We start from the raw sequence: 21270 nt of genomic DNA, 5'->3' as shown, positions 1-21270 counted from the left end.
TAATTTTTTCATCAACAGAGGTCGCACATTATTATGACATCACTGGTCGTTCCCACTCTGGATACGTTGCGTCAATGGCTCGACGACCTGGGCATGAGTTTTTTTGAATGTGATACCTGTCAGGCGCTGCATTTACCGCACATGCAGAACTTCGACGGCATTTTTGATGCAAAAATTGATCTGGTGGATAACGTCATTCTGTTTTCCGCGATGGCGGAAGTCAGACCTTCAGCACTGCTGCCGCTGGCCGCCGATCTGTCCGCTATCAATGCCAGCTCGCTGACGGTAAAAGCCTTTCTGGATATGCAGGATGATAATCTGCCAAAGCTGGTGGTTTGCCAGTCTTTATCCGTTATGCCGGGTGTGACGTTTGAACAGTTTGAATGTTTTGTGCGTCAGAGCGAAGAACAGATATCGATGGTGATCCTTGAAGCCGGGGCACATCAGTTGTTGTTTAATGCCGAAGAAGACGGGCAAAACAGCAATGCAGAGGTTCATTTCCTCCACTAATCGTTCCTGATTTTGGGTATCTATAGCGCAGCCGCTGCCAGAGCGGTTGCGTATTTCATGTTTTTATTCTGCATTTAACCTTTTCTTAAAGAATTATTCACTTCGATTCAGTCTCTATCGCTTTACGTCATAGACAAAACCTGCATAAAAAATTGATAAAAGACGTTTTTTTATCTGGGCTATATCCTCGAATCCTGGCTAAAGTTATTCTTGCAAGGCTTGTAAACGTCACCGTTCAATTTGCCCATTATGAGCTATCTGTAGCTGTATGCATGTTGAATGAGTCAGCGGATATCAGCGAGCAATAGCGGCGGGGAGAGAGACCTCTCTTTCATTGATGCCGCATGAAATAATATGCACGTTTCTTGCATATCATTAGAGTGTGACTTTTTTGTTCGTTTGTTAACGGACTTTCAGAAGGAAAGAGATTATGACCGCCTTAAATAAAAAATGGTTATCAGGCCTGGTTGCAGGTGCTCTGATGGCCGTCTCTGCCGGCACGCTCGCTGCTGAACAAAAAACACTGCATATTTATAACTGGTCTGACTATATTGCTCCGGACACGGTGGCTAATTTTGAGAAAGAGACCGGCATTAAAGTCATTTATGATGTATTTGACTCCAATGAGGTGCTGGAAGGTAAGCTCATGGCTGGCAGCACCGGTTTTGACCTCGTTGTTCCGTCAGCCAGTTTCCTCGAACGGCAACTGACCGCGGGCGTTTTCCAGCCCCTGGATAAGAGCAAACTGCCTGGCTGGAAAAATCTCGACCCTGAACTGCTGAAACTGGTGGGTAAACACGATCCAGACAATAAGTTTGCTATGCCGTATATGTGGGCAACCACCGGTATTGGCTACAACGTGGATAAAGTTAAAGCGGTGCTGGGTGCGGATGCCCCGGTTAACAGCTGGGATTTGATCCTGAAACCGGAGAATCTGGAAAAACTCAAAAGCTGTGGTGTCTCTTTCCTCGATGCGCCTGAAGAAGTGTTTGCTACTGTGCTGAACTATTTGGGTAAAGATCCAAACAGTACCAAAGCGGATGATTACACCGGGCCGGCAACCGATTTGCTGTTGAAACTGCGTCCGAATATCCGTTATTTCCACTCTTCGCAATACATTAACGATCTGGCAAATGGTGATACCTGTGTCGCGATTGGCTGGGCAGGGGATGTATGGCAGGCCGCAAACCGTGCAAAAGAAGCGAAAAATGGCGTCAATATCTCCTTCTCGATTCCCAAAGAAGGGGCGATGGCGTTCTTTGATGTGTTCGCGATGCCTGCAGATGCGAAAAACAAAGACGAAGCCTACCAGTTCCTCAACTACCTGCTGCGCCCTGATGTGATTGCGCATATTTCCGACCACGTGTTCTACGCCAATGCTAACAAAGAAGCGACGGCTCTGGTCAGCCCGGAAGTGCGTGATAACCCTGGTATCTATCCACCAGCGGACGTGCGCGCCAAACTGTTCACACTGAAAGTGCAGGATCCGAAGATCGATCGTGTACGTACCCGTGCCTGGACGAAGGTGAAAAGCGGAAAATAACCCGATGATCGGGACACGACCCGGCGGTGCTTGTGCCTGCCGGGGATGTCGTGATCCCGAACACACAAAACCCGGCAATACGCACCAGTAAGGTGCGTTATTTGCACCGTTTTTTTGTTTTATGCCGGAGAGCACTTGAGTGAATGATGCAACCCCACGCCCACAAGCGAAAATCCGCAAGGCGCTGACCCCGCTGCTTGAAATTCGCAACCTGACGAAGTCATTTGACGGTCAGCACGCCGTCGATGACGTCAATCTCACTATCTACAAAGGCGAAATATTTGCCCTGCTTGGTGCGTCCGGTTGTGGTAAATCAACCCTGTTGCGCATGCTGGCGGGGTTTGAGTTGCCGACTACCGGGCAAATCATGCTGGACGGTGTCGATCTGGCGCATGTTCCACCTTATCTGCGCCCAATTAATATGATGTTTCAGTCCTACGCTCTGTTTCCACACATGACGGTGGAACAGAATATTGCCTTTGGACTCAAGCAGGACAAGCTACCGAAAGCGGAAATCGCTAGCCGGGTGAATGAAATGCTCGGACTGGTGCACATGCAGGAGTTCGCCAAACGGAAGCCGCATCAGCTTTCAGGCGGTCAGCGTCAACGTGTGGCACTGGCCCGGAGCCTGGCCAAACGCCCCAAGTTGCTGCTACTGGATGAACCGATGGGCGCGCTGGATAAAAAACTGCGTGACCGCATGCAGCTGGAAGTGGTTGATATCCTTGAACGTGTAGGGGTGACCTGCGTGATGGTGACGCACGACCAGGAAGAAGCCATGACCATGGCGGGCCGTATAGCCATCATGAACCGCGGAAAATTTGTGCAGATTGGCGAGCCGGAAGAGATCTACGAGCACCCGACCACCCGCTACAGCGCTGAATTTATCGGTTCGGTAAACGTTTTTGAGGGGCTGCTAAAGGAGCGTCAGGAGGACGGTCTGGTGATTGACTCTCCGGGGCTGGTGCATCCGCTAAAAGTGGATGCTGATACTTCCATCGTCGATAACGTACCGGTGTATGTCGCGCTTCGTCCGGAAAAAATCATGCTCTGTGATGCCCCTCCGCCGGATGGCTATAACTTTGCGGTGGGCGAGGTGGTGCATATTGCTTACCTGGGTGATTTGTCTGTGTATCACGTGCGTTTAAAAAGCGGCCAGATGTTGAGTGCCCAGCTGCAAAACGAACATCGCTATCGCAAGGGGCTACCGACCTGGGGTGACGAGGTACGTTTGTGTTGGGATGCGGACAGCTGTGTGGTGTTGACGGTTTAAGGAGTAAAGATGAGTACACTTGAACCTCCGGCACGTGCCGAAAAAGCGAGCCGTTTCACGCTGTATATGTCGCAGTTGCAAATGAAACATGGTCGCAAGCTGGTGATCGCGCTGCCGTATGTGTGGCTGGTTCTCCTGTTTTTATTGCCGTTTCTGATTGTCTTCAAGATAAGCCTGTCAGAAATGGCCCGGGCGATACCGCCGTATACTGACCTTGTGGCATGGGCCGATGGTCAGCTATCTATTACGCTCAATTTAGGTAACTTCCTACAACTGACGGACGACCCGCTCTATTTCGATGCTTACCTGCAGTCTTTGCAGGTCGCGGGGATTTCGACGATCTGCTGTCTGTTATTGGGGTACCCACTGGCGTGGGCGGTAGCACACAGTAAGCCTTCTACACGCAATATTTTGCTGTTACTGGTGATCCTGCCCTCCTGGACCTCTTTCTTGATTCGCGTCTATGCCTGGATGGGGATCCTGAAAAATAACGGGGTGCTGAACAACTTCCTGATGTGGCTGGGCGTTATCGATCAGCCATTGACGATCCTGCATACCAACCTGGCGGTTTATATCGGCATTGTTTATGCCTATTTGCCCTTTATGGTGCTGCCGATTTATACCGCACTGACGCGCATTGACTATTCGCTGGTGGAAGCTGCGCTGGATCTGGGTGCACGGCCGTTGAAAACCTTTTTTAGCGTGATTGTGCCGTTGACCAAGGGGGGGATTATCGCTGGTTCAATGCTGGTGTTTATCCCGGCGGTAGGGGAATTTGTTATTCCGGAACTGCTTGGGGGGCCGGACAGCATAATGATCGGCCGCGTGCTATGGCAGGAGTTTTTCAATAACCGCGACTGGCCGGTGGCGTCTGCGGTTGCCATCATCATGTTGCTGTTACTGATTGTGCCAATCATGTGGTTTCATAAGTATCAGCAAAAAAGCGTGGGGGAACACGGATGAATAACTTGCCGGTCGTTCGCTCGCCGTGGCGGATCTTTATCCTGGTCGTGGGGTTTACGTTCCTGTACGCCCCCATGCTGATGTTAGTTATCTATTCGTTTAACAGCTCCAAGCTGGTGACGGTGTGGGCGGGGTGGTCAACACGCTGGTACGGTGAACTTTTCCACGATACTGCAATGATGAGTGCTGTCGGCATGAGTTTAACGATTGCTGCCTGTGCTGCGACGATGGCAGCTATTCTTGGTACGATTGCTGCCGTAGTGATGGTGCGCTTTGGTCGTTTTCGTGGTTCGAATGGTTTCGCCTTTATGATCACCGCGCCGCTGGTCATGCCGGATGTTATTACCGGTTTGTCGCTGCTGCTGCTATTTGTGGCGTTGGCTCACGCCATCGGCTGGCCGGCAGATCGCGGTATGTTGACCATCTGGCTGGCGCACGTCACCTTCTGTACGGCGTACGTCGCGGTGGTGATTTCATCGCGTTTGCGCGAACTGGATCACTCCATTGAGGAAGCGGCGATGGATCTTGGCGCGACGCCGCTGAAGGTCTTTTTCGTCATTACGCTGCCGATGATTATGCCGGCGGTCATTTCCGGTTGGTTACTGGCCTTTACGTTATCGCTGGATGATTTGGTTATCGCCAGCTTTGTCTCTGGTCCTGGGGCGACAACCTTGCCAATGCTGGTGTTCTCCAGCGTACGTATGGGGGTTAATCCGGAGATCAACGCACTGGCGACGCTGATCCTTGGCGTGGTAGGAATTATCGGATTTATCGCGTGGTATCTGATGGCGCGAACAGAAAAACAACGGATACGCGATATCCAACGTGCAAGACGCGGCTGAAAAAACTAAAATCTGCCAATCTGTCTATACGGCGCAGCTGTGGTGGTTGCGCCGTTTTCATGGAAGACGACGCGTTGGGATTTTTTAAGAAATCATCCACATCACATGCTCGCTTAAACGTCCCTGCTTTAGTGCAGGTGGCGGCGCTGGCTATCATCATGATCCGCTGTCTCGATCTGTTGATGATTTTAAATACGCTTGGTTTTCGTGGAACCAGTGAGTTTATTCATCGCAGTGTGCAGACCTGGAATTTGACGCTGGTGTTTCTGGGTAGCCTGGTGCTGCTGTTTGTCGAAATTTACTGCGCATTTTCGCTGGTCAAAGGACGAAACTGGGCCCGCTGGATCTACCTGCTGACCCAGGTTATCGCTAGCATTTATCTGTGGGCGGCTTCGCTGGGCTACGGATATCCGGAACTGTTCAGTATTGCGGGGGAGTCCAGACGTGAAATCCTGCATACGCTGGTGATGCAAAAATTGCCGGATATGCTGGTGTTGCTACTGCTGTTTATTCCTGCGTCCAGCAGGCGGTTCTTCCGTTTGCAATAACGCGCATACCCTAAATAATTCGAGTTACAGGAAGGCGGCAAGTGAATGAATCCCCAGGAGCTTACATAAGTAAGTGACTGGGGTGAGTGAGCACAGCCAACACACCTGTAACTTGAAGTATGACGGGTATATAATCTTCGCCCCCTGTTAATTTGTAGGTTTTTGTATGCAGTGCGCACTTTATGACGCCGAACGTTGCCGCTCTTGTCAGTGGATAACGCAGCCCATCGTCGAACAACTCTCTGCAAAAACAGCCGATCTCCAGCATCTGCTGGCCGATTTTTCGGTCGGAGAATGGTGTGCGCCGATCGGTGGTGCGGAAAACGCGTTTCGAAATAAAGCCAAAATGGTGGTCAGTGGCAGCGTGGAAAAACCATTGCTGGGCATGCTGCATCGCGACGGTACACCTGAAGATTTGTGCGATTGTCCGCTGTATCCCGCTTCTTTTGCGCCCGTATTTACCGCGCTAAAGCCGTTTATTGCCCGCGCGGGGCTTACGCCTTACAACGTGGTACGCAAACGGGGTGAGCTTAAATATCTGCTGTTAACGGAAAGCCAGTTTGACGGTGGCATGATGCTGCGTTTTGTTTTACGTTCTGACGCGAAACTGGCACAGCTGCGTACGGCGCTACCGTGGCTGCAGGCACAGTTACCGCAGCTAAAAGTCATTAGCGTCAATATCCAGCCTGTGCATATGGCCATTATGGAAGGGGAGACAGAAATCTTCCTGACCGAACAGCAGGCGCTGGCCGAACGTTTTAACGATGTACCGCTGTGGATCCGCCCGCAGAGCTTCTTCCAGACTAACCCGATCGTGGCAGGGCGCTTATATGCCACCGCCCGTGACTGGGTGCGTCAGTTGCCTGTTAATCACATGTGGGATCTGTTTTGCGGTGTAGGGGGTTTTGGTCTGCACTGCGCCACGCCGCAGATGAAACTGACGGGGATTGAAATTGCGCCAGAGGCGATAGCCTGCGCGAAACAGTCGGCACAAGAGCTTGGGTTACAGAATCTGCATTTTCAGGCGCTGGACTCAACTCAGTTTGCTACCGCTCAGGGGGAAGTGCCGGACCTGGTGCTGGTGAATCCGCCGCGTCGCGGGATTGGCAAACCGCTGTGCGATTTTCTTTCCCAAATGGCACCACGTTTTATTGTTTATTCCAGCTGTAATGCGCAAACCATGGCGAAGGATATTCGCGAGTTGCCAGGGTATCGCATTGAACGCGTTCAGCTTTTCGATATGTTCCCACACACCGCGCATTATGAAGTGTTAACGCTGCTCAGCCGACAATAACTGCCATGCCTGATGGCGCTTCAGGCTGGGGGTTATTCGTAGGCCGGATAAGGTGCTTGCACTGCATCCGGCAAATGCAACAGGCGAAAAAAAAAACGTACTTGCGTACGAGCTCTTTCTCGAATATGGCGGTGAGGGGGGGATTGACTCGCTTTGCTCGCCCCTACGGGGCAGCCCGTTAGCTGCGTTCCCGGTCTGTCCAACTGGCTGCGCCAGTAGTCGAACCCCGGTCGGGGGTTTCTCATCCCCCCGCAGATGTGCAATATGCGAAAAAAAAGCCCGTACTTGCGTACGAGCTCTTTCTCGAATATGGCGGTGAGGGGGGGATTCGAACCCCCGATACGTTGCCGTATACACACTTTCCAGGCGTGCTCCTTCAGCCACTCGGACACCTCACCATATTGTATTGCTGCCTGACCACATGGGGGGCAACGGGGCGCTACTATAGGGAGTTGCGCTAAAACGGTCAAGCAGAATTTACATGTTCATATTCGTTTGGTTACGCAATGTACATATTCCCCCACCCGGACAGGCGTGGGGGAGAGGATTAGCGCTGAGAGTCCAGTTTTTCACCGTTGGTGACGACTTCCTGGGCTTTGCTGTAGCTCTCAATCAACAGCTGATATGCCGGGAACACTTTCGTGTACACTTCTGCCCACTCTGCGGCATCTTCACGGTTCCATGTTCCCTGCAGTTCAGAAGCAACGGCGGCGGTATCCATCGGTACTACGCCTGCCTGAACGACACGTGCCAGGGTAATTTCCTGCGCCATTTTACTGTAGGTGCCGGAAGCATCGATAACTGCGAACACTTTGTAACCTTCCGCAACCGCACTAATGGCCGGGAAAGCCATGCAAACACTGGTGATGGTACCGGCGATAATCAGCGTCTTACGACCGGTCGCTTTCACGGCTTTTACAAAATCTTCGTTATCCCAGGCGTTGATTTCACCTTTACGCGCCACGTATTGAGCATGAGGCGCATTGGCGTGGATCTCAGGGATCAACGGGCCGTTCGGTCCCTGCGGTACTGATGCGGTGGTAATCACCGGCATCTTCGCCAGAGAGGCCATTTTAGCCAGCGCGGCAGCACGTGCACGCAGTTCAGGCATTGGCATATCGCCTACGGTCTGGAAAAGTCCGCTCTGGTGATCGATAAGCAGCATAACGGAATCATTTACATCGATGACCGGGCGTGAACCATTAAAGTTTGCAGGACTGGACATAGTATTCTCCTTTGATTCAGATTTGGCCAAAGCGGCCGGAGTTAAAATCGCGTACGGCTTCAGCGATTTCTTGTTTCGTGTTCATGACAAACGGACCGTAACCCACAATCGGCTCATTCAACGGTTCGCCTGACAACAGCAAGACGCTGGCATCGCTGCTGGCTTCAATATGCAATGTTTTACCCTGCTGGCTTAACACCACCAGCTGTGCCTCGCTGACGGGGGTGGTGCCGTTTATGGTGATGTTGCCTTTCAGTACGACCAGCGCGGTGCTCCATCCTTCCGGCTGAGACAGCGTGAACTGATGATTACGCTGCAGACGCATATCCCAGACATTCAGCGGCGAGAAGGTATGTGCCGGACCTTTTGTCTCCTGATAGCTGCCCGCAATGACACGGAGAGTGCCGGCGTCATCTGGCAGCGCGACAGTAGGGATAACATCACTACTAATGCCCTGATATCCGGGTACCGCCATTTTGTCTTTCGCTGGTAGGTTGACCCAAAGTTGCACCATTTCCAGCTCGCCACCCTTCCGGGTAAATTCCGGCGAATGGAATTCTTCGTGTAAAATGCCTGCACCTGCAGTCATCCACTGCACGTCGCCTGGGCCGATAATCCCACCGCGGCCGGTTGAGTCACGATGTTCAACTTCACCGCTGTAAACGATGGTCACCGTTTCGAAACCACGGTGAGGGTGTTCACCCACGCCACGTTTTTCATTACCTGGGGTAAAGGTATGTGGCCCGGCGTAATCCAGCAGCAGGAACGGACTTAACTGTTCAGCATGAGACTGGTAAGAGAACATCGAGCGAACCGGGAATCCATCGCCAACCCAGTGTGGGCGAGGTGCGGTGTAGACGCCTGTTACTTGTTTCATATGTATCTCCTCAGTAACTTTATCTTGATGTGAATAAGCTTATATTCATGACACAGAACTGAGTAGTAGCTAAAATAGCCTTCACAGTCTCATAAATAGGACAATAAGATGACTAAGCCGGATCTCAATGATTTCGCGTGGTTTGTTCACGTCGTTGAAGAAGGAGGATTCGCTGCGGCCGGTCGGGCGCTCGATGAACCGAAATCAAAACTGAGCCGTCGAATTGCACAACTGGAGGAGAGGCTGGGGGTGCGGTTGATTCAGCGCACCACCCGGCAGTTTAATGTTACTGAAGTTGGGCAAACGTTCTACGAACACTGTAAGGCTATGCTGGTGGAAGCGCAGGCCGCGCAGGATGCCATTGCGGCGTTGCAGGTAGAGCCGCGAGGTATTGTGAAGCTGACCTGTCCGGTCACTTTACTGCACGTGCATGTCGGCGCCATGCTCGCCCGTTTTATGGCACGTTATCCCGATGTATCCGTACAGCTTGAGGCTACAAATCGTCGAGTTGACGTGGTAGGTGAACGTCTTGATGTCGCGATTCGTGTCAGACCCCGTCCTTTTGAGGATAGCGATCTGGTGATGCGCGTGCTGGCGGACAGGGGGCATCGCCTGTATGCCAGCCCGCTATTGATCGAGCAGATGGGCACTTTACATGCGCCAGCGGAGCTGACCCGATGGCCTGGTCTGAGCCTGGCCACGGGTAAGCATGTGCATCGCTGGGAATTATTTGGCCCACAGGGCGCGCGTGCGGAGGTGCATTTCACACCGCGTATGATCACCACCGATATGCTGGCTTTACGCGAAGCGGCAGTGGCAGGTGTAGGGGTCGTACAGCTCCCGCAATTGATGGTAAAAGAGCAAATAGCGGCGGGCGAGCTGGTGGCATTACTGGACGGTTGGGAACCAAAGCGAGAGATCATTCACGCGGTCTTTCCATCGCGCAGGGGGTTATTGCCGTCGGTTCGTGCATTGGTGGATTTCCTCACGGAAGAATATGCACGAATGAACGAGGATTAAATACGTAATATCAGCCAACAAAAAAGGCCGGTTAAACCGACCTTTTATTATCTGGACGCCATTCGGGCGTTAAAACAATCAGCGACTACGGAAGACAATGCGGCCTTTGCTCAGGTCGTACGGGGTTAGTTCAACAGTCACTTTGTCGCCCGTCAGGATGCGGATATAGTTTTTACGCATTTTACCGGAGATGTGTGCAGTAACCACGTGACCGTTTTCTAACTCTACGCGGAACATGGTATTAGGTAACGTATCGAGAACGGTACCCTGCATTTCAATATTGTCTTCTTTGGCCATCTAATCCTCTGGGGTATCACTACCGTAATTTGAACCGGCAAGATAATGCCGAAGTTCTTTTAATAAGTAAAGATTTGTGCGTTTAAAACGCAGCAAATCGGGTTTGGCGCATTACTCTAACCGCACACAACAAAGCCGCACTAAAAGCGCAACGTGTAAGGGAACGATGAGATAAACGATAGGCGTTGCCTGACGCGAACTGTTCCTTAACGGCGGCGGGGTAATGGGCTAAACCGACTCTGCGGCACCAATTATAACACCCCGACAAAAAATGTGCCGAAAACATTCACTCCTGAGGCGAAAATAACGTCCTGGGCACCCAGAAGTGGCTCGGTAGGCGCTGCTGGCGTAGCCTGCTTAAATGTTCAAGGTAGTCCCTGCGCGGAGTCTCAACGGCTCCCAGTGACGCGGTATGGGTATTTAACACCTGGCAATCGATTAATTTTCCGCCCTGACGGACAAATTCGGCGCAAAAAACAAGCAGTGCGGTTTTGGAGGCATTTTCCTGGCGACTGAACATCGATTCACCGCAAAAAAGGGTACCTTGCGCAACGCCGTACATCCCGCCGACTAATTCATTTTGCCGCCATACTTCAATAGAGTGCGCGTGTCCAAGTTCATGCAGCCGATGATAGGCATCCACGACATCATGCGTTATCCAGGTGCCTTCTTCCCGGTCGTTTGCACATCCTTCAATGACCTGACCAAACGCGTAATTAAGCGTCACGCGATACGGTGAGTGTTTATGAAAGCGCTTCATGCTGCGACTTACGTGAAATTTGTCAGGCCAAAGAATGGCGCGTGGGTCGGGCGACCACCAGAGGATAGGGTCGCCAGGGGAAAACCACGGGAAAATACCGCGTTGGTAGGCCATTAGCAGACGCGCAGGGCTGAGATCGCCCCCCAGCGCCAACAAACCGTTAGGCTCGCGTAAAGCGCCTTCCGGTGAGGGGAAGGCGATAGAATGGCGGGACAGTTGCACCAGGCGCATGACAGCGAAACTCCACTACGCGAGTTGGATCGTTCAATAATAGCTTACAGACGTTGCTTAAACTGGTAATAACGCCCCTGCCTGGCTAACAGATCTGCGTGATTACCTTGCTCAATTATGCGTCCGTTGTCCATCACTATTATTTGATTAAATCGCGACAGTCCGCGCAGGCGATGTGTGACCATGAGTACGGTTTTATTGCGCATCACATCGTTAATCAATTCAAGCATTTGGCTTTCCGTTGTCGCATCCAGACCTTCAGTCGGTTCATCCAGAAGCATCAGCGGCGCATCGTGCAGCAAGGCTCGCGCGATAGCCAAACGGCGTAGCTCTCCGCCTGAAAGCTGACGACCGCCTTCACCCAGCCAGGCATTGAGACCATCACCTTCAAGCAGTTTTTCCAGACCGACACGACCCAGCATCCCGGATAGCGCTTCATCGCTGGCGTGTGGCGCAGCCAGCAGCAGGTTATCGCGCAATGTCGCACTGAACAGATGCACTCGTTGTGGTACGACGCTGATGCATTGACGCAATGCGGCTTCGTTCAGCGTTGAAATCGGACGATCGTTAATCAGAATTTCGCCGCTTTGTGGATCCCATGCACGGGTCAATAACTGCAGTAACGTTGATTTCCCACAGCCTGTCCGACCCAGAATCGCAATGTGTTCACCGGGTTTAGCGAGCAAAGAAAGGGTGTCCAGCGCTTTTTGCGTTTGCCCAGGATAGCTGAAAGACACCTCACGCAATGTCAGAGTAATCTTTTCTGAAACAGTAGCTTCCGTATCCGGGAAGGTGACTTCCGGCTGCTGTTCGGTCAGTTCGGTGATGCGCAGCGCAGAGGCAATAACCTGGCCGAGATGCTGAAATGCGCCGGTAACCGGGGTCAGCGCTTCGAAAGCGGCCAGCGCGCAGAACACAAACAACGCTATCAGTGCGCCAGGTTGTGTGTTTCCGCCTACGCCACCTGAAGCCATCCATAACATCATCACTACAGCCAGAGCGCCAATCAGTAGCATGACAGCCTGAGACAAGGCCGTTAATTCGGACTGACGACGCTGCGCTTCGTGCCACTGTAATTCGGTGGCTTCCATTTGTGTGCGATAGCGTTCGCTGGCGCCAAAAATGGTCAGCTCAGCCTGACCCTGTAACCAGGAGGTCAACTGCTGACGATATTGTCCGCGCAAATGCGTCAGGTTCTGCCCGGTGCTTTTACCCGCCTGATAAAACAACGGGGGCAAGATGAACAGAGTCAGCAGCATAATACCACCAAGAGTGATGGCGAGCGTGAGATCGAGAACGCTCAATCCTAGCGTGACCACCACAATAACGACAAACGCACCCACCAGCGGGGAGAGCACGCGTAAATAGAGATGATCGAGCGTGTCGACATCCGCCACAACGCGGTTGAGCAGTTCGCCCTGGCCGTATCGGGCGAGCCCGGCAGGGGAGAGCGGCAGCAATTTGCTGAAGGTGTAAATACGCAAATGCTGCAATACACGAAACGTCGCATCGTGACTGACCAGTCGTTCGAAATAACGACCTGCGGTTCGGGTAATTGCCGCCCCGCGAACGCCAGCTGCCGGGAGCATGTAGTTAAAACTGTAGATCCCGGTGACACCGACAACGGCGGAAGCAGACAGGAACCAGCCTGAAAGCGTCAGCAAACCAATGCTTGCCAATAATGTGACGATCGCCAGAACGATCCCCAGTGTTAACATCCATTTATGACGTTTATACAGCGTCAGATAGGGTAGCAAAGCGCGCATTTAGATGTCCTCCTGACGGTGAGCCAGTAATGTCGCAAAAGCCCCGTTGGCTGCGCTAAGTTGCGCATAGGTACCTTGTTCGACAATCTGACCGTCTTGCATGACCCAGATAGCGTCCCAGTCGGCAAGATCTTCCAGCTGGTGTGTCACCATCAGCGTAGTCTGGCGGCGCGATGCCGCATTTAACGCCTGCATCACACGTTGTTCGCTGTGTGCATCCAGACTGGCTGCGGGTTCGTCGAGCAGCAGTAACTGACACGGGTTGAGTAAGGCGCGGGCAACGGCAACACGCTGCGCTTGCCCGACAGAAAGTCGACCTGCCTGGTCGCCCACAGGGGTATCCACACCCTGAGGAAGCAGTGGTAAAAATTCACTGACCCAGGCGCTATCGAGCGCGGCCTGTAGCTGTTCTTCGCTGGCATCAGGGCATGCCAGCAGCACATTTTCGCGCAATGTCGCTGCCGGAAGCTGCGGGTTTTGCCCAACCCATGAGAGTTGTTTACGCCAGGCGTCAGGCGACAAGTCACGAAGTTCAAAGCCATTAATTCGCAATGAGCCCTGATATGAGAGAAAACCAGACAGGACATTCAGCAACGAGCTCTTACCGGAACCACTACGCCCAACCAACACCGCGCGCTGGCCTGCGGGTAGGGAGAAGTTAAGCGGACCCGCCAGGATTTTGCCTTCGGGTGAGGTGATGATCAGATCTTCGGCTTCAATTGCAACCGCGTCTTTGGTCGCCAGCTCAATATCGCCACGCTCAGGATGCGCGAGCGGGGTTTCCATGAACGTTTTCAGACTGTCGGCAGCGCCTACCGCTTGCGCCTTGGCATGGTAAAACGTCCCCAGATCGCGCAGCGGCTGGAAAAATTCCGGTGCCAGAATCAGCGCCAGGAAACCTGCCGCCAGCGTGACGCCGGTTCCGTAGTGGCCGAAATCAAGCTCGCCAAGATAAGAAAAACCGAAGTACACGGCTACCAGGGCAATGGAGAGCGAAGTGAAAAACTCCAGCACGCCCGAAGAGAGGAATGCCAGGCGAAGCACTTCCATTGTGCGCTGACGGAAATCCTGCGATGCAGCCCGAATGCTTTCCGTCTCCGCTTCGCCGCGACCGAAAATTCTCAGTGTTTCCATGCCGCGCAAGCGATCGAGGAAGTGGCCGCTGAGTCGGGCAAGTGCCTGAAAGTTACGCCGGTTGGCATCGGCAGCGCCCATACCGACCATCGCCATAAACAGAGGGATCAGTGGGGCGGTTCCCAACAGGATAAGGGCTGCAACCCAGTTTGACGGGAAAACGGCAGCCACAATCAATAACGGGACGCATACCGCAAGCGCCATTTGCGGCAAATAACGCGCATAGTAGTCATGCATATCGTCAATCTGTTCCAGAATCAGCGTGGCCCAGCTTCCGGCTGGCTTCCCCTGTATCCATGCTGGCCCCGCCTGTTGCAGACGGTCCAGAACCTGACGACGAATCTCAAAACGAATATGTTGGCCCGCGTGAAACCCTATTCGCTCACGTAACCAGACAACCCACGCCCGCAGGATAAAAATCAAGACCAGCACGACGAAAGGGAACAGCAGCGCTTCACGGGGAATATTTTCCATGATCATGTGCTGCAGAATCCGAGCCATGAGCCAGGCCTGAGCGACAATTAACAGGCCACTCACGAACCCCAACAGGCGTGAAATATTCAGCCAGCGTTGAGAAATGACACTTTGCTGTTTTAACCAGCGGGTAAGCTCTTTTTGACGGGTTTTATTCATTGCACGCTTAGCAGGTGAGTTATTGGAATTTTTGGGCAGGACAATGTTACAACGGGGCAAAAATAAAGGCGACTTATAGTCGCCTTTTTTACTTTTGTTACTGATTTGTAAAAACTATTTGCAGGCGTCTGCCAGACCGTCGAGATAACGTTCAGCGTCCAGGGCGGCCATACAACCTGTGCCAGCTGAGGTAATCGCCTGACGATAAATATGGTCCATCACGTCACCGGCAGCGAACACACCAGGAATGCTGGTTTGTGTCGCATTGCCGTGAATACCGGACTGAACTTTGATATAGCCGTTTTCCAGTTCAAGTTGACCATCGAAAATAGCCGTGTTCGGGCTGTGGCCGATGGCGACAAACAATCCGGCGACGTCGAGAGATTCAACGTTGTCAGTATTTTGCGTATCGCGCAGACGCAATCCGGTGACACCCATTTGATCGCCAGTCACTTCTTCCAGTGTGCGATGCGTGTGCAGCACGATGTTGCCGTTTTCAACTTTATCCATCAAACGTTTGATGAGGATTTTCTCAGCACGGAAACTGTCGCGGCGGTGAATCAAGTGAACTTCGGAGGCGATATTCGCCAGGTACAACGCTTCTTCCACCGCGGTGTTGCCGCCGCCGATCACCGCAACTTTTTGGTTACGATAGAAGAAACCGTCGCAGGTTGCGCAGGCGGAGACGCCGCGGCCTTTGAAGGCTTCTTCTGAAGGTAAGCCCAGATAACGTGCTGAAGCGCCAGTGGCGATGATCAGTGCGTCACAGGTGTACTCGCCGCTGTCTCCGGTGAGACGGAAAGGGCGGTTTTGCAGATCAACCTTACTGATGTGATCGAAGATGATCTCCGTTTCAAATTTCGTTGCGTGCTCGTGCATGCGCTCCATCAGCAGCGGGCCAGTGAGATCGTTTGGATCGCCAGGCCAGTTCTCCACTTCTGTTGTCGTGGTCAGCTGACCGCCTTTTTCCATACCGGTAATCAGCACCGGCTGCAGGTTTGCGCGCGCAGCGTAGACGGCGGCGGTGTAGCCCGCAGGGCCTGAACCCAGAATAAGAAGTTTACTGTGTTTGGTCGTGCCCATGAGATCCCCATAGTTGTTGGTAGGCAATGGGCAGGATTGTAGGGAATTTGCAGACGTAAAAAAAGAGTATGGCGATTTTGTTAACAATATGTGTAATAGCGGAAACCGATGATGGGTAAAATTGAGGGTAACGCGCTTCCCTAATTTATTCGAGTTGGGGGGCCGCGTGAAGCCAACGCACAGGCGACGTGAACTATGACGGGGATATAATGATTTCTACTTAAAATCGGTCAGTTATAAGGTGATAAAATGACGATTTTCCATCACTCCCAATGAATAACTGGCATGTTGTACTAAAAATCGATGTTTTGCTTTGACAATCACCTGCTGTTTTGCGAAAACATTCAAGGAAGAAAAAAACTGTGTCATGTATATGCTGCATAATCATGCATGTAGATACCATGTTTACCGGGTTAGTGAAATCTACGCATGGTGTGGACAGATGCCATTCGTGATGTCGATAGCCGCCGACAGGCAACGGTCTTCTCACCATAAACCCAGGCATTGCGCACCGTAAATCCCTCTGGGTTGCGGTTTATTGTGATGGGTAGCGACTCTGAACAGTGATGTTAGTAGAGTCAGGCAGGAGTAGGGAAGGAATACAGAGAGACAATAATAATGGTAGATAGTAAGAAGCGCCCTGGCAAAGATCTCGACCGTATCGATCGTAACATTCTTAATGAGCTGCAAAAGGATGGGCGTATTTCTAACGTCGAGCTTTCAAAACGAGTGGGACTTTCTCCAACGCCCTGCCTTGAGCGTGTGCGTCGGTTGGAAAGACAGGGTTTTATTCAGGGCTATACAGCGCTGTTGAACCCGCATTATCTGGATGCATCACTTCTGGTTTTTGTTGAGATTACTCTGAATCGTGGCGCCCCGGATGTGTTTGAACAATTTAACACTGCAGTACAAAAACTTGAAGAAATTCAAGAGTGTCATTTGGTTTCCGGTGATTTCGACTATCTGCTGAAAACACGCGTACCGGATATGTCGGCATACCGTAAGCTGCTGGGGGAAACCCTGCTGCGTCTGCCTGGCGTGAATGACACACGTACTTACGTGGTAATGGAAGAAGTCAAACAGAGCAATCGTCTGGTAATTAAGACGCGCTAACACGGAACAGGTGCAAAATCGACGCAGTTTGATTACACTCCTGTTAATCCATACAGCAACAGTGCCGGGGTAACCCGGTGCTGTTGTCCGTTTTAGCATCGGGCAGGAAAAGCCTGAAACCTGGAGAGCCGTTTTTGAGCCAGGAATACACTGAAGACAAAGACGTCACATTGACGAAGTTAAGCAGCGGGCGCCGACTTCTGGAAGCGTTGCTGATTCTTATTGCCCTTTTTGCCGTCTGGTTGATGGCAGCCTTACTCAGTTTTAACCCTTCGGACCCCAGTTGGTCGCAAACCGCATGGCACGAGCCTATCCATAATCTGGGTGGAATACCCGGCGCATGGCTGGCGGACACGCTGTTCTTCATTTTTGGTGTCATGGCCTACACCATTCCCGTCATCATTGTCGGTGGCTGCTGGTTTGCCTGGCGACATCAGGCCAGCGACGAATACGTCGATTACTTCGCCGTATCGCTGCGTATTATTGGCGTTCTGGCGCTGATCCTCACCTCTTGCGGGCTTGCCGCAATCAATGCCGATGACATCTGGTATTTTGCCTCTGGCGGCGTTATTGGCAGCCTGCTCAGTACTACGCTGCAGCCCCTGCTGCACAGCAGTGGCGGTACGCTTGCGCTGTTATGTATCTGGGCTGCGGGTTTAACGCTGTTTACTGGCTGGTCATGGGTGAGCATTGCCGAGAAACTGGGTGGTTGGTTACTGAATATCCTGACATTTGCCAGCAATCGTACTCGTCGCGATGATACCTGGGTCGATGACGAAGAATATGAAGATGATGAAGAGTCTGTCGATGCCGGTGATGGTCCCCCGCATGAATCCCGACGGGCACGTATTCTGCGCGGAGCGTTAGCGCGTCGTAAACGGCTGGCAGAGAAGTTTACCAATCCACTTGGGCGTCACACTGATGCCGCGCTGTTCTCCGGCAAGCGCATGGATGATGAGGACGAAATTGAATACAGCGCGCGTGGCGTTGTAGCCGATCCTGACGATGTGTTGTTCTCTGGCAACCGTGCCACATTGCCTGAATACGATGAATTCGATCCGCTATTAAACGGCCATTCAGTGACTGAGCCGGTCACCGCGGCAGCGGCCGCCACTGCCACTGCGGCAACTCAGGCCTGGAGTGCGCCAGTCGACCCGCTGCTGCAACCTGCGCCAGTACCGGGAACCGTTTTAGAGCAACCCACTCCCGCTGTGGCATGGCAATCCGCACCGGCTCCGCAAACTGGTGAAGCGGTTATCGCGCCAGCGCCGGAAGGTTACCCACAGCCCGTTCAGTACGCGCAGCCTCCGGTTCAGCCTTATGAACCCTGGCAGCAATCTGCACCGGTTGAACCGCAGATGCCATATTCTGTACCGCCAGTTGCCGAAGCTGGCTATGAACAGCCGACGATGCCGCAACCGGCAATGCCGTGGCAAGCACCTGAGCCGGTGGTGGAACACGCCTGGCAACCAGAACCGGTTTACCAGCAGGGTGCGCCGCTTGAACCGCAGCCTGTCTATCAGCAAGACATCGTGCAGCAACAACCCGTGGTTCATCAGCAGCCCGTGGTGGAACAGCCGCCGGTTGCCGAGCCTGAACCTGTCGTTGAAGAGGTGAAACCAGCACGTCCACCGCTCTACTATTTTGAAGAAGTGGAAGAAAAACGCGCGCGTGAGCGTGAGCAGTTGGCTGCCTGGTATCAACCGATTCCAGAACCCGTACAAGAGCCTGAGCGGGTGAAACCCGTTGCACCGTCTATGCCCGCTGCATCCATACCTCCCGTTGAGTCTGTGGCTGCCGCAGCGCCGCTGGCTGCTGGGGTGAAAAATGCTGCATTGGGTGCTGGTGCAGCCGTTGCCGCACCGGTATTTAGTCTTGCAGGGAGCGGTGCGTCGCGTCCGCAGGTGAAAGAGGGAATTGGCCCGCAACTGCCGCGCCCTAATCGTGTGCGTGTCCCGACACGCCGGGAGTTGGCTTCATATGGCATTAAGTTGCCGTCACAACGTATGGCGGAAGAGAAAGCGCGCGAAGAGCAGCTTGATACGGATGTGCAATACAGTGACGATGAAATTGATGCCATGCAGCAGGATGAACTGGCGCGTCAGTTTGCCCAGTCGCAGCAGCATCGCTATGGTGAAGAGTATCAGGATGACACAGCGCATGCTGATGACGAAGATTCAGCTGCAGAAGCTGAACTGGCGCGTCAGTTCGCTTCTTCCCAACAGCAACGTTATTCCGGCGCACAGCCTGCCGGGGCGAATCCATTCTCACTTGATGATTTTGAATTCTCACCAATGAAAGCGTTAGTGGATGAAGGTCCGCATGAGCCGCTGTTTACCCCCAGCGTGATGCCGGAACCTGCGCCACAGTATCAACAGCCTGTTGCACCGCAGCAGCATTACCAGCAGCCGCCACAGCCTGTCGCACCGCAGCAGCATTACCAGCAGCCGCCACAGCCTGTCGCACCGCAGCAGCATTACCAGCAGCCGCCACAGCCTGTTGCGCCGCAGCAGCATTACCAGCAGCCGCCGCAGCCTGTCGTGCCGCAGCAGCATTATCAGCAGCCGCCGCAGCCTGTCACACCGCCGCCGCAGGAAAGCCTGATCCATCCGTTGTTGATGCGTAATGGCGACAGCCGCCCTGTACAGCGTCCGACGACGCTGCTGCCATCGCTGGATCTGCTCACCCCACCACCGGTGGAAGTTGAGCCAATAGATACATTCGCGTTGGAACAAATGGCGCGTCTGGTGGAAGCGCGTCTGGCCGATTTCCGTATTAAAGCCGATGTGGTGAACTACTCGCCCGGACCGGTCATTACCCGTTTTGAGCTAAATCTGGCGCCGGGTGTTAAAGCTGCGCGTATTTCTAACCTTTCCCGAGATCTGGCGCGCTCGCTATCAACCGCGGCAGTTCGTGTGGTGGAGGTTATTCCGGGTAAACCGTATGTCGGACTGGAGTTGCCGAACAAAAAACGCCAGACAGTATATCTGCGTGAAGTACTGGATAACGCGAAATTCCGTGATAATCCGTCACCGCTTACTGTCGTTCTCGGCAAGGACATTGCTGGTGAACCTGTGACTGCCGATTTGGCGAAGATGCCGCATCTGTTGGTGGCAGGTACTACGGGGTCAGGTAAATCTGTTGGGGTCAACGCCATGATCCTCAGCATGCTCTACAAGGCGCAGCCGGAAGATGTTCGCTTTATCATGATCGACCCGAAAATGCTCGAGCTGTCGGTTTATGAAGGTATCCCGCATCTGTTGACCGAAGTTGTTACGGATATGAAAGACGCAGCCAATGCCTTGCGCTGGAGCGTTAATGAAATGGAACGCCGCTATAAGCTGATGTCGGCGCTGGGCGTGCGTAACCTTGCGGGCTACAACGAGAAGATTGCGGAAGCAGATCGTATGGGACGTCCAATCCCGGATCCGTACTGGAAACCAGGCGATAGCATGGATGTCACTCATCCGGTGCTGAAAAAAGAGCCGTATATTGTGGTTCTGGTCGATGAATTTGCTGATCTGATGATGACTGTCGGTAAAAAAGTGGAAGAACTGATTGCCCGTCTGGCGCAAAAAGCGCGTGCGGCAGGTATCCACCTGGTGCTGGCGACCCAGCGTCCGTCGGTTGATGTTATCACTGGGCTTATCAAAGCAAATATCCCGACGCGTATAGCGTTTACTGTCTCGAGTAAGATTGACTCTCGTACCATTCTTGATCAGGGTGGTGCTGAATCCCTGTTGGGCATGGGCGATATGCTCTATTCTGCGCCAAACTCAACGATTCCGGTGCGTGTACATGGTGCTTTTGTGCGCGATGAGGAGGTTCACGCGGTCGTCCAGGACTGGAAAGCGCGTGGCCGTCCACAGTACGTGGAAGGCATCACCTCGGACACCGAAAGTGAAGGTGGCGGCGGTGGTTTTGACGGTGGGGAAGAGCTGGATCCGTTGTTCGATCAGGCGGTGAATTTTGTTACCCAGAAACGCAAAGCTTCCATCTCCGGCGTCCAGCGCCAGTTCCGCATTGGTTATAACCGTGCGGCGCGCATCATCGAACAGATGGAAGCGCAGGGAATTGTCAGCGAGCAGGGACATAATGGCAATCGTGAAGTGCTGGCTCCACCGCCCTTTGATTGATTGCAAAGTTAAGTAATTCAGT

Annotated in this window: 17 protein-coding genes and 1 tRNA gene; 10 read left to right on the top strand and 8 right to left on the bottom strand. The window is 52.9% G+C overall.

The window, feature by feature from the left end; genetic code table 11:
• Positions 1 to 33: 33 nt before the first annotated feature.
• From HV261_RS18030 to rlmC, 7 genes are all read left to right on the top strand, one after another.
• Positions 34 to 510 (top strand): type III secretion system chaperone family protein, encoded by a 477-nt coding sequence (locus HV261_RS18030; RefSeq protein WP_202039038.1) that lies wholly within the window; start codon positions 34 to 36, stop codon positions 508 to 510.
• Between the two features lie 430 nt (positions 511 to 940).
• Complete coding sequence (gene potF, locus HV261_RS18025; protein ID WP_137384281.1) at positions 941 to 2053, top strand: spermidine/putrescine ABC transporter substrate-binding protein PotF; 1113 nt, start codon at positions 941 to 943, stop codon at positions 2051 to 2053.
• Between the two features lie 139 nt (positions 2054 to 2192).
• On the top strand, positions 2193 to 3326 hold the full coding sequence (potG, locus tag HV261_RS18020; protein WP_061067606.1) for a putrescine ABC transporter ATP-binding subunit PotG: 1134 nt from the start codon (positions 2193 to 2195) through the stop codon (positions 3324 to 3326).
• Positions 3327 to 3335: 9 nt separating this feature from the next.
• On the top strand, positions 3336 to 4289 hold the full coding sequence (gene potH / locus HV261_RS18015; protein ID WP_005123598.1) for a putrescine ABC transporter permease PotH: 954 nt from the start codon (positions 3336 to 3338) through the stop codon (positions 4287 to 4289).
• Positions 4286 to 5131, top strand: coding sequence for a putrescine ABC transporter permease PotI (potI, locus tag HV261_RS18010; protein ID WP_048212155.1), 846 nt, complete (start codon positions 4286 to 4288; stop codon positions 5129 to 5131). Before potH ends, potI begins: the two co-directional genes overlap by 4 nt.
• A gap of 59 nt (positions 5132 to 5190) precedes the next feature.
• Positions 5191 to 5679: a YbjO family protein gene (locus tag HV261_RS18005; RefSeq protein WP_202039037.1), complete on the top strand. Its 489-nt coding sequence runs from the start codon at positions 5191 to 5193 to the stop codon at positions 5677 to 5679.
• 166 nt (positions 5680 to 5845) lie between these two features.
• On the top strand, positions 5846 to 6973 hold the full coding sequence (gene rlmC, locus HV261_RS18000) for a 23S rRNA (uracil(747)-C(5))-methyltransferase RlmC (RefSeq protein WP_202039036.1): 1128 nt from the start codon (positions 5846 to 5848) through the stop codon (positions 6971 to 6973).
• Positions 6974 to 7283: 310 nt separating this feature from the next.
• On the opposite strand, the gene HV261_RS17995 is transcribed toward rlmC, so the two are convergent.
• The 3 genes from HV261_RS17995 to HV261_RS17985 all read right to left on the bottom strand — a co-directional run bounded on the left by HV261_RS17995 (position 7284) and on the right by HV261_RS17985 (position 9075).
• Positions 7284 to 7371 (bottom strand) — tRNA-Ser (locus tag HV261_RS17995).
• A gap of 149 nt (positions 7372 to 7520) precedes the next feature.
• The gene (locus HV261_RS17990; RefSeq protein ID WP_061067608.1) at positions 7521 to 8198 is read right to left on the bottom strand and encodes an isochorismatase family protein; all 678 of its coding nucleotides are present in this window, start codon (positions 8196 to 8198) and stop codon (positions 7521 to 7523) included.
• Positions 8199 to 8214: 16 nt separating this feature from the next.
• On the bottom strand, positions 8215 to 9075 hold the full coding sequence (locus tag HV261_RS17985; RefSeq protein WP_202039035.1) for a pirin family protein: 861 nt from the start codon (positions 9073 to 9075) through the stop codon (positions 8215 to 8217).
• A gap of 108 nt (positions 9076 to 9183) precedes the next feature.
• Between HV261_RS17985 and HV261_RS17980 the strand changes: the two genes are divergently transcribed.
• A complete protein-coding gene (locus HV261_RS17980) occupies positions 9184 to 10095 on the top strand; it encodes a LysR family transcriptional regulator (RefSeq protein ID WP_202039034.1) in 912 nt (303 codons plus the stop codon).
• A gap of 78 nt (positions 10096 to 10173) precedes the next feature.
• Here HV261_RS17980 and infA read toward each other — a convergent pair whose 3' ends face one another.
• From infA to trxB, 5 genes are all read right to left on the bottom strand, one after another.
• Positions 10174 to 10392, bottom strand: a complete 219-nt coding sequence (gene infA / locus HV261_RS17975) for a translation initiation factor IF-1 (RefSeq protein ID WP_002211347.1) — start codon at positions 10390 to 10392, stop codon at positions 10174 to 10176.
• A 286-nt stretch (positions 10393 to 10678) separates the two neighbouring features.
• Positions 10679 to 11383: a leucyl/phenylalanyl-tRNA--protein transferase gene (gene aat / locus HV261_RS17970; RefSeq protein ID WP_202039033.1), complete on the bottom strand. Its 705-nt coding sequence runs from the start codon at positions 11381 to 11383 to the stop codon at positions 10679 to 10681.
• Between the two features lie 44 nt (positions 11384 to 11427).
• Positions 11428 to 13149 (bottom strand): heme ABC transporter ATP-binding protein/permease CydC, encoded by a 1722-nt coding sequence (gene cydC, locus HV261_RS17965; RefSeq protein WP_202039032.1) that lies wholly within the window; start codon positions 13147 to 13149, stop codon positions 11428 to 11430.
• Complete coding sequence (gene cydD / locus HV261_RS17960) at positions 13150 to 14916, bottom strand: heme ABC transporter permease/ATP-binding protein CydD (RefSeq protein ID WP_202039031.1); 1767 nt, start codon at positions 14914 to 14916, stop codon at positions 13150 to 13152. It abuts the gene before it with no gap.
• Between the two features lie 114 nt (positions 14917 to 15030).
• Complete coding sequence (gene trxB / locus HV261_RS17955) at positions 15031 to 15999, bottom strand: thioredoxin-disulfide reductase (protein WP_005123580.1); 969 nt, start codon at positions 15997 to 15999, stop codon at positions 15031 to 15033.
• A gap of 618 nt (positions 16000 to 16617) precedes the next feature.
• Here trxB and lrp point away from each other — a divergent pair.
• Both lrp and ftsK read left to right on the top strand, forming a co-directional pair.
• Entirely contained in the window at positions 16618 to 17112 is a 495-nt protein-coding gene (lrp, locus tag HV261_RS17950; RefSeq protein ID WP_000228473.1) for a leucine-responsive transcriptional regulator Lrp, read from the top strand.
• Between the two features lie 134 nt (positions 17113 to 17246).
• Positions 17247 to 21248 carry a DNA translocase FtsK gene (gene ftsK, locus HV261_RS17945; protein WP_202039030.1) on the top strand — a complete coding sequence of 1334 codons (4002 nt, stop codon included), beginning with the start codon at positions 17247 to 17249 and terminating at the stop codon, positions 21246 to 21248.
• The last annotated feature ends 22 nt before the right edge of the window (positions 21249 to 21270 follow it).

This window comes from Citrobacter sp. RHBSTW-00671, from assembly GCF_014103415.1.
GTDB lineage: Bacteria > Pseudomonadota > Gammaproteobacteria > Enterobacterales > Enterobacteriaceae > Citrobacter.
Note: the sequence above shows the minus strand (reverse complement) of the source record. Positions and strands in the feature narration are given on the sequence as shown.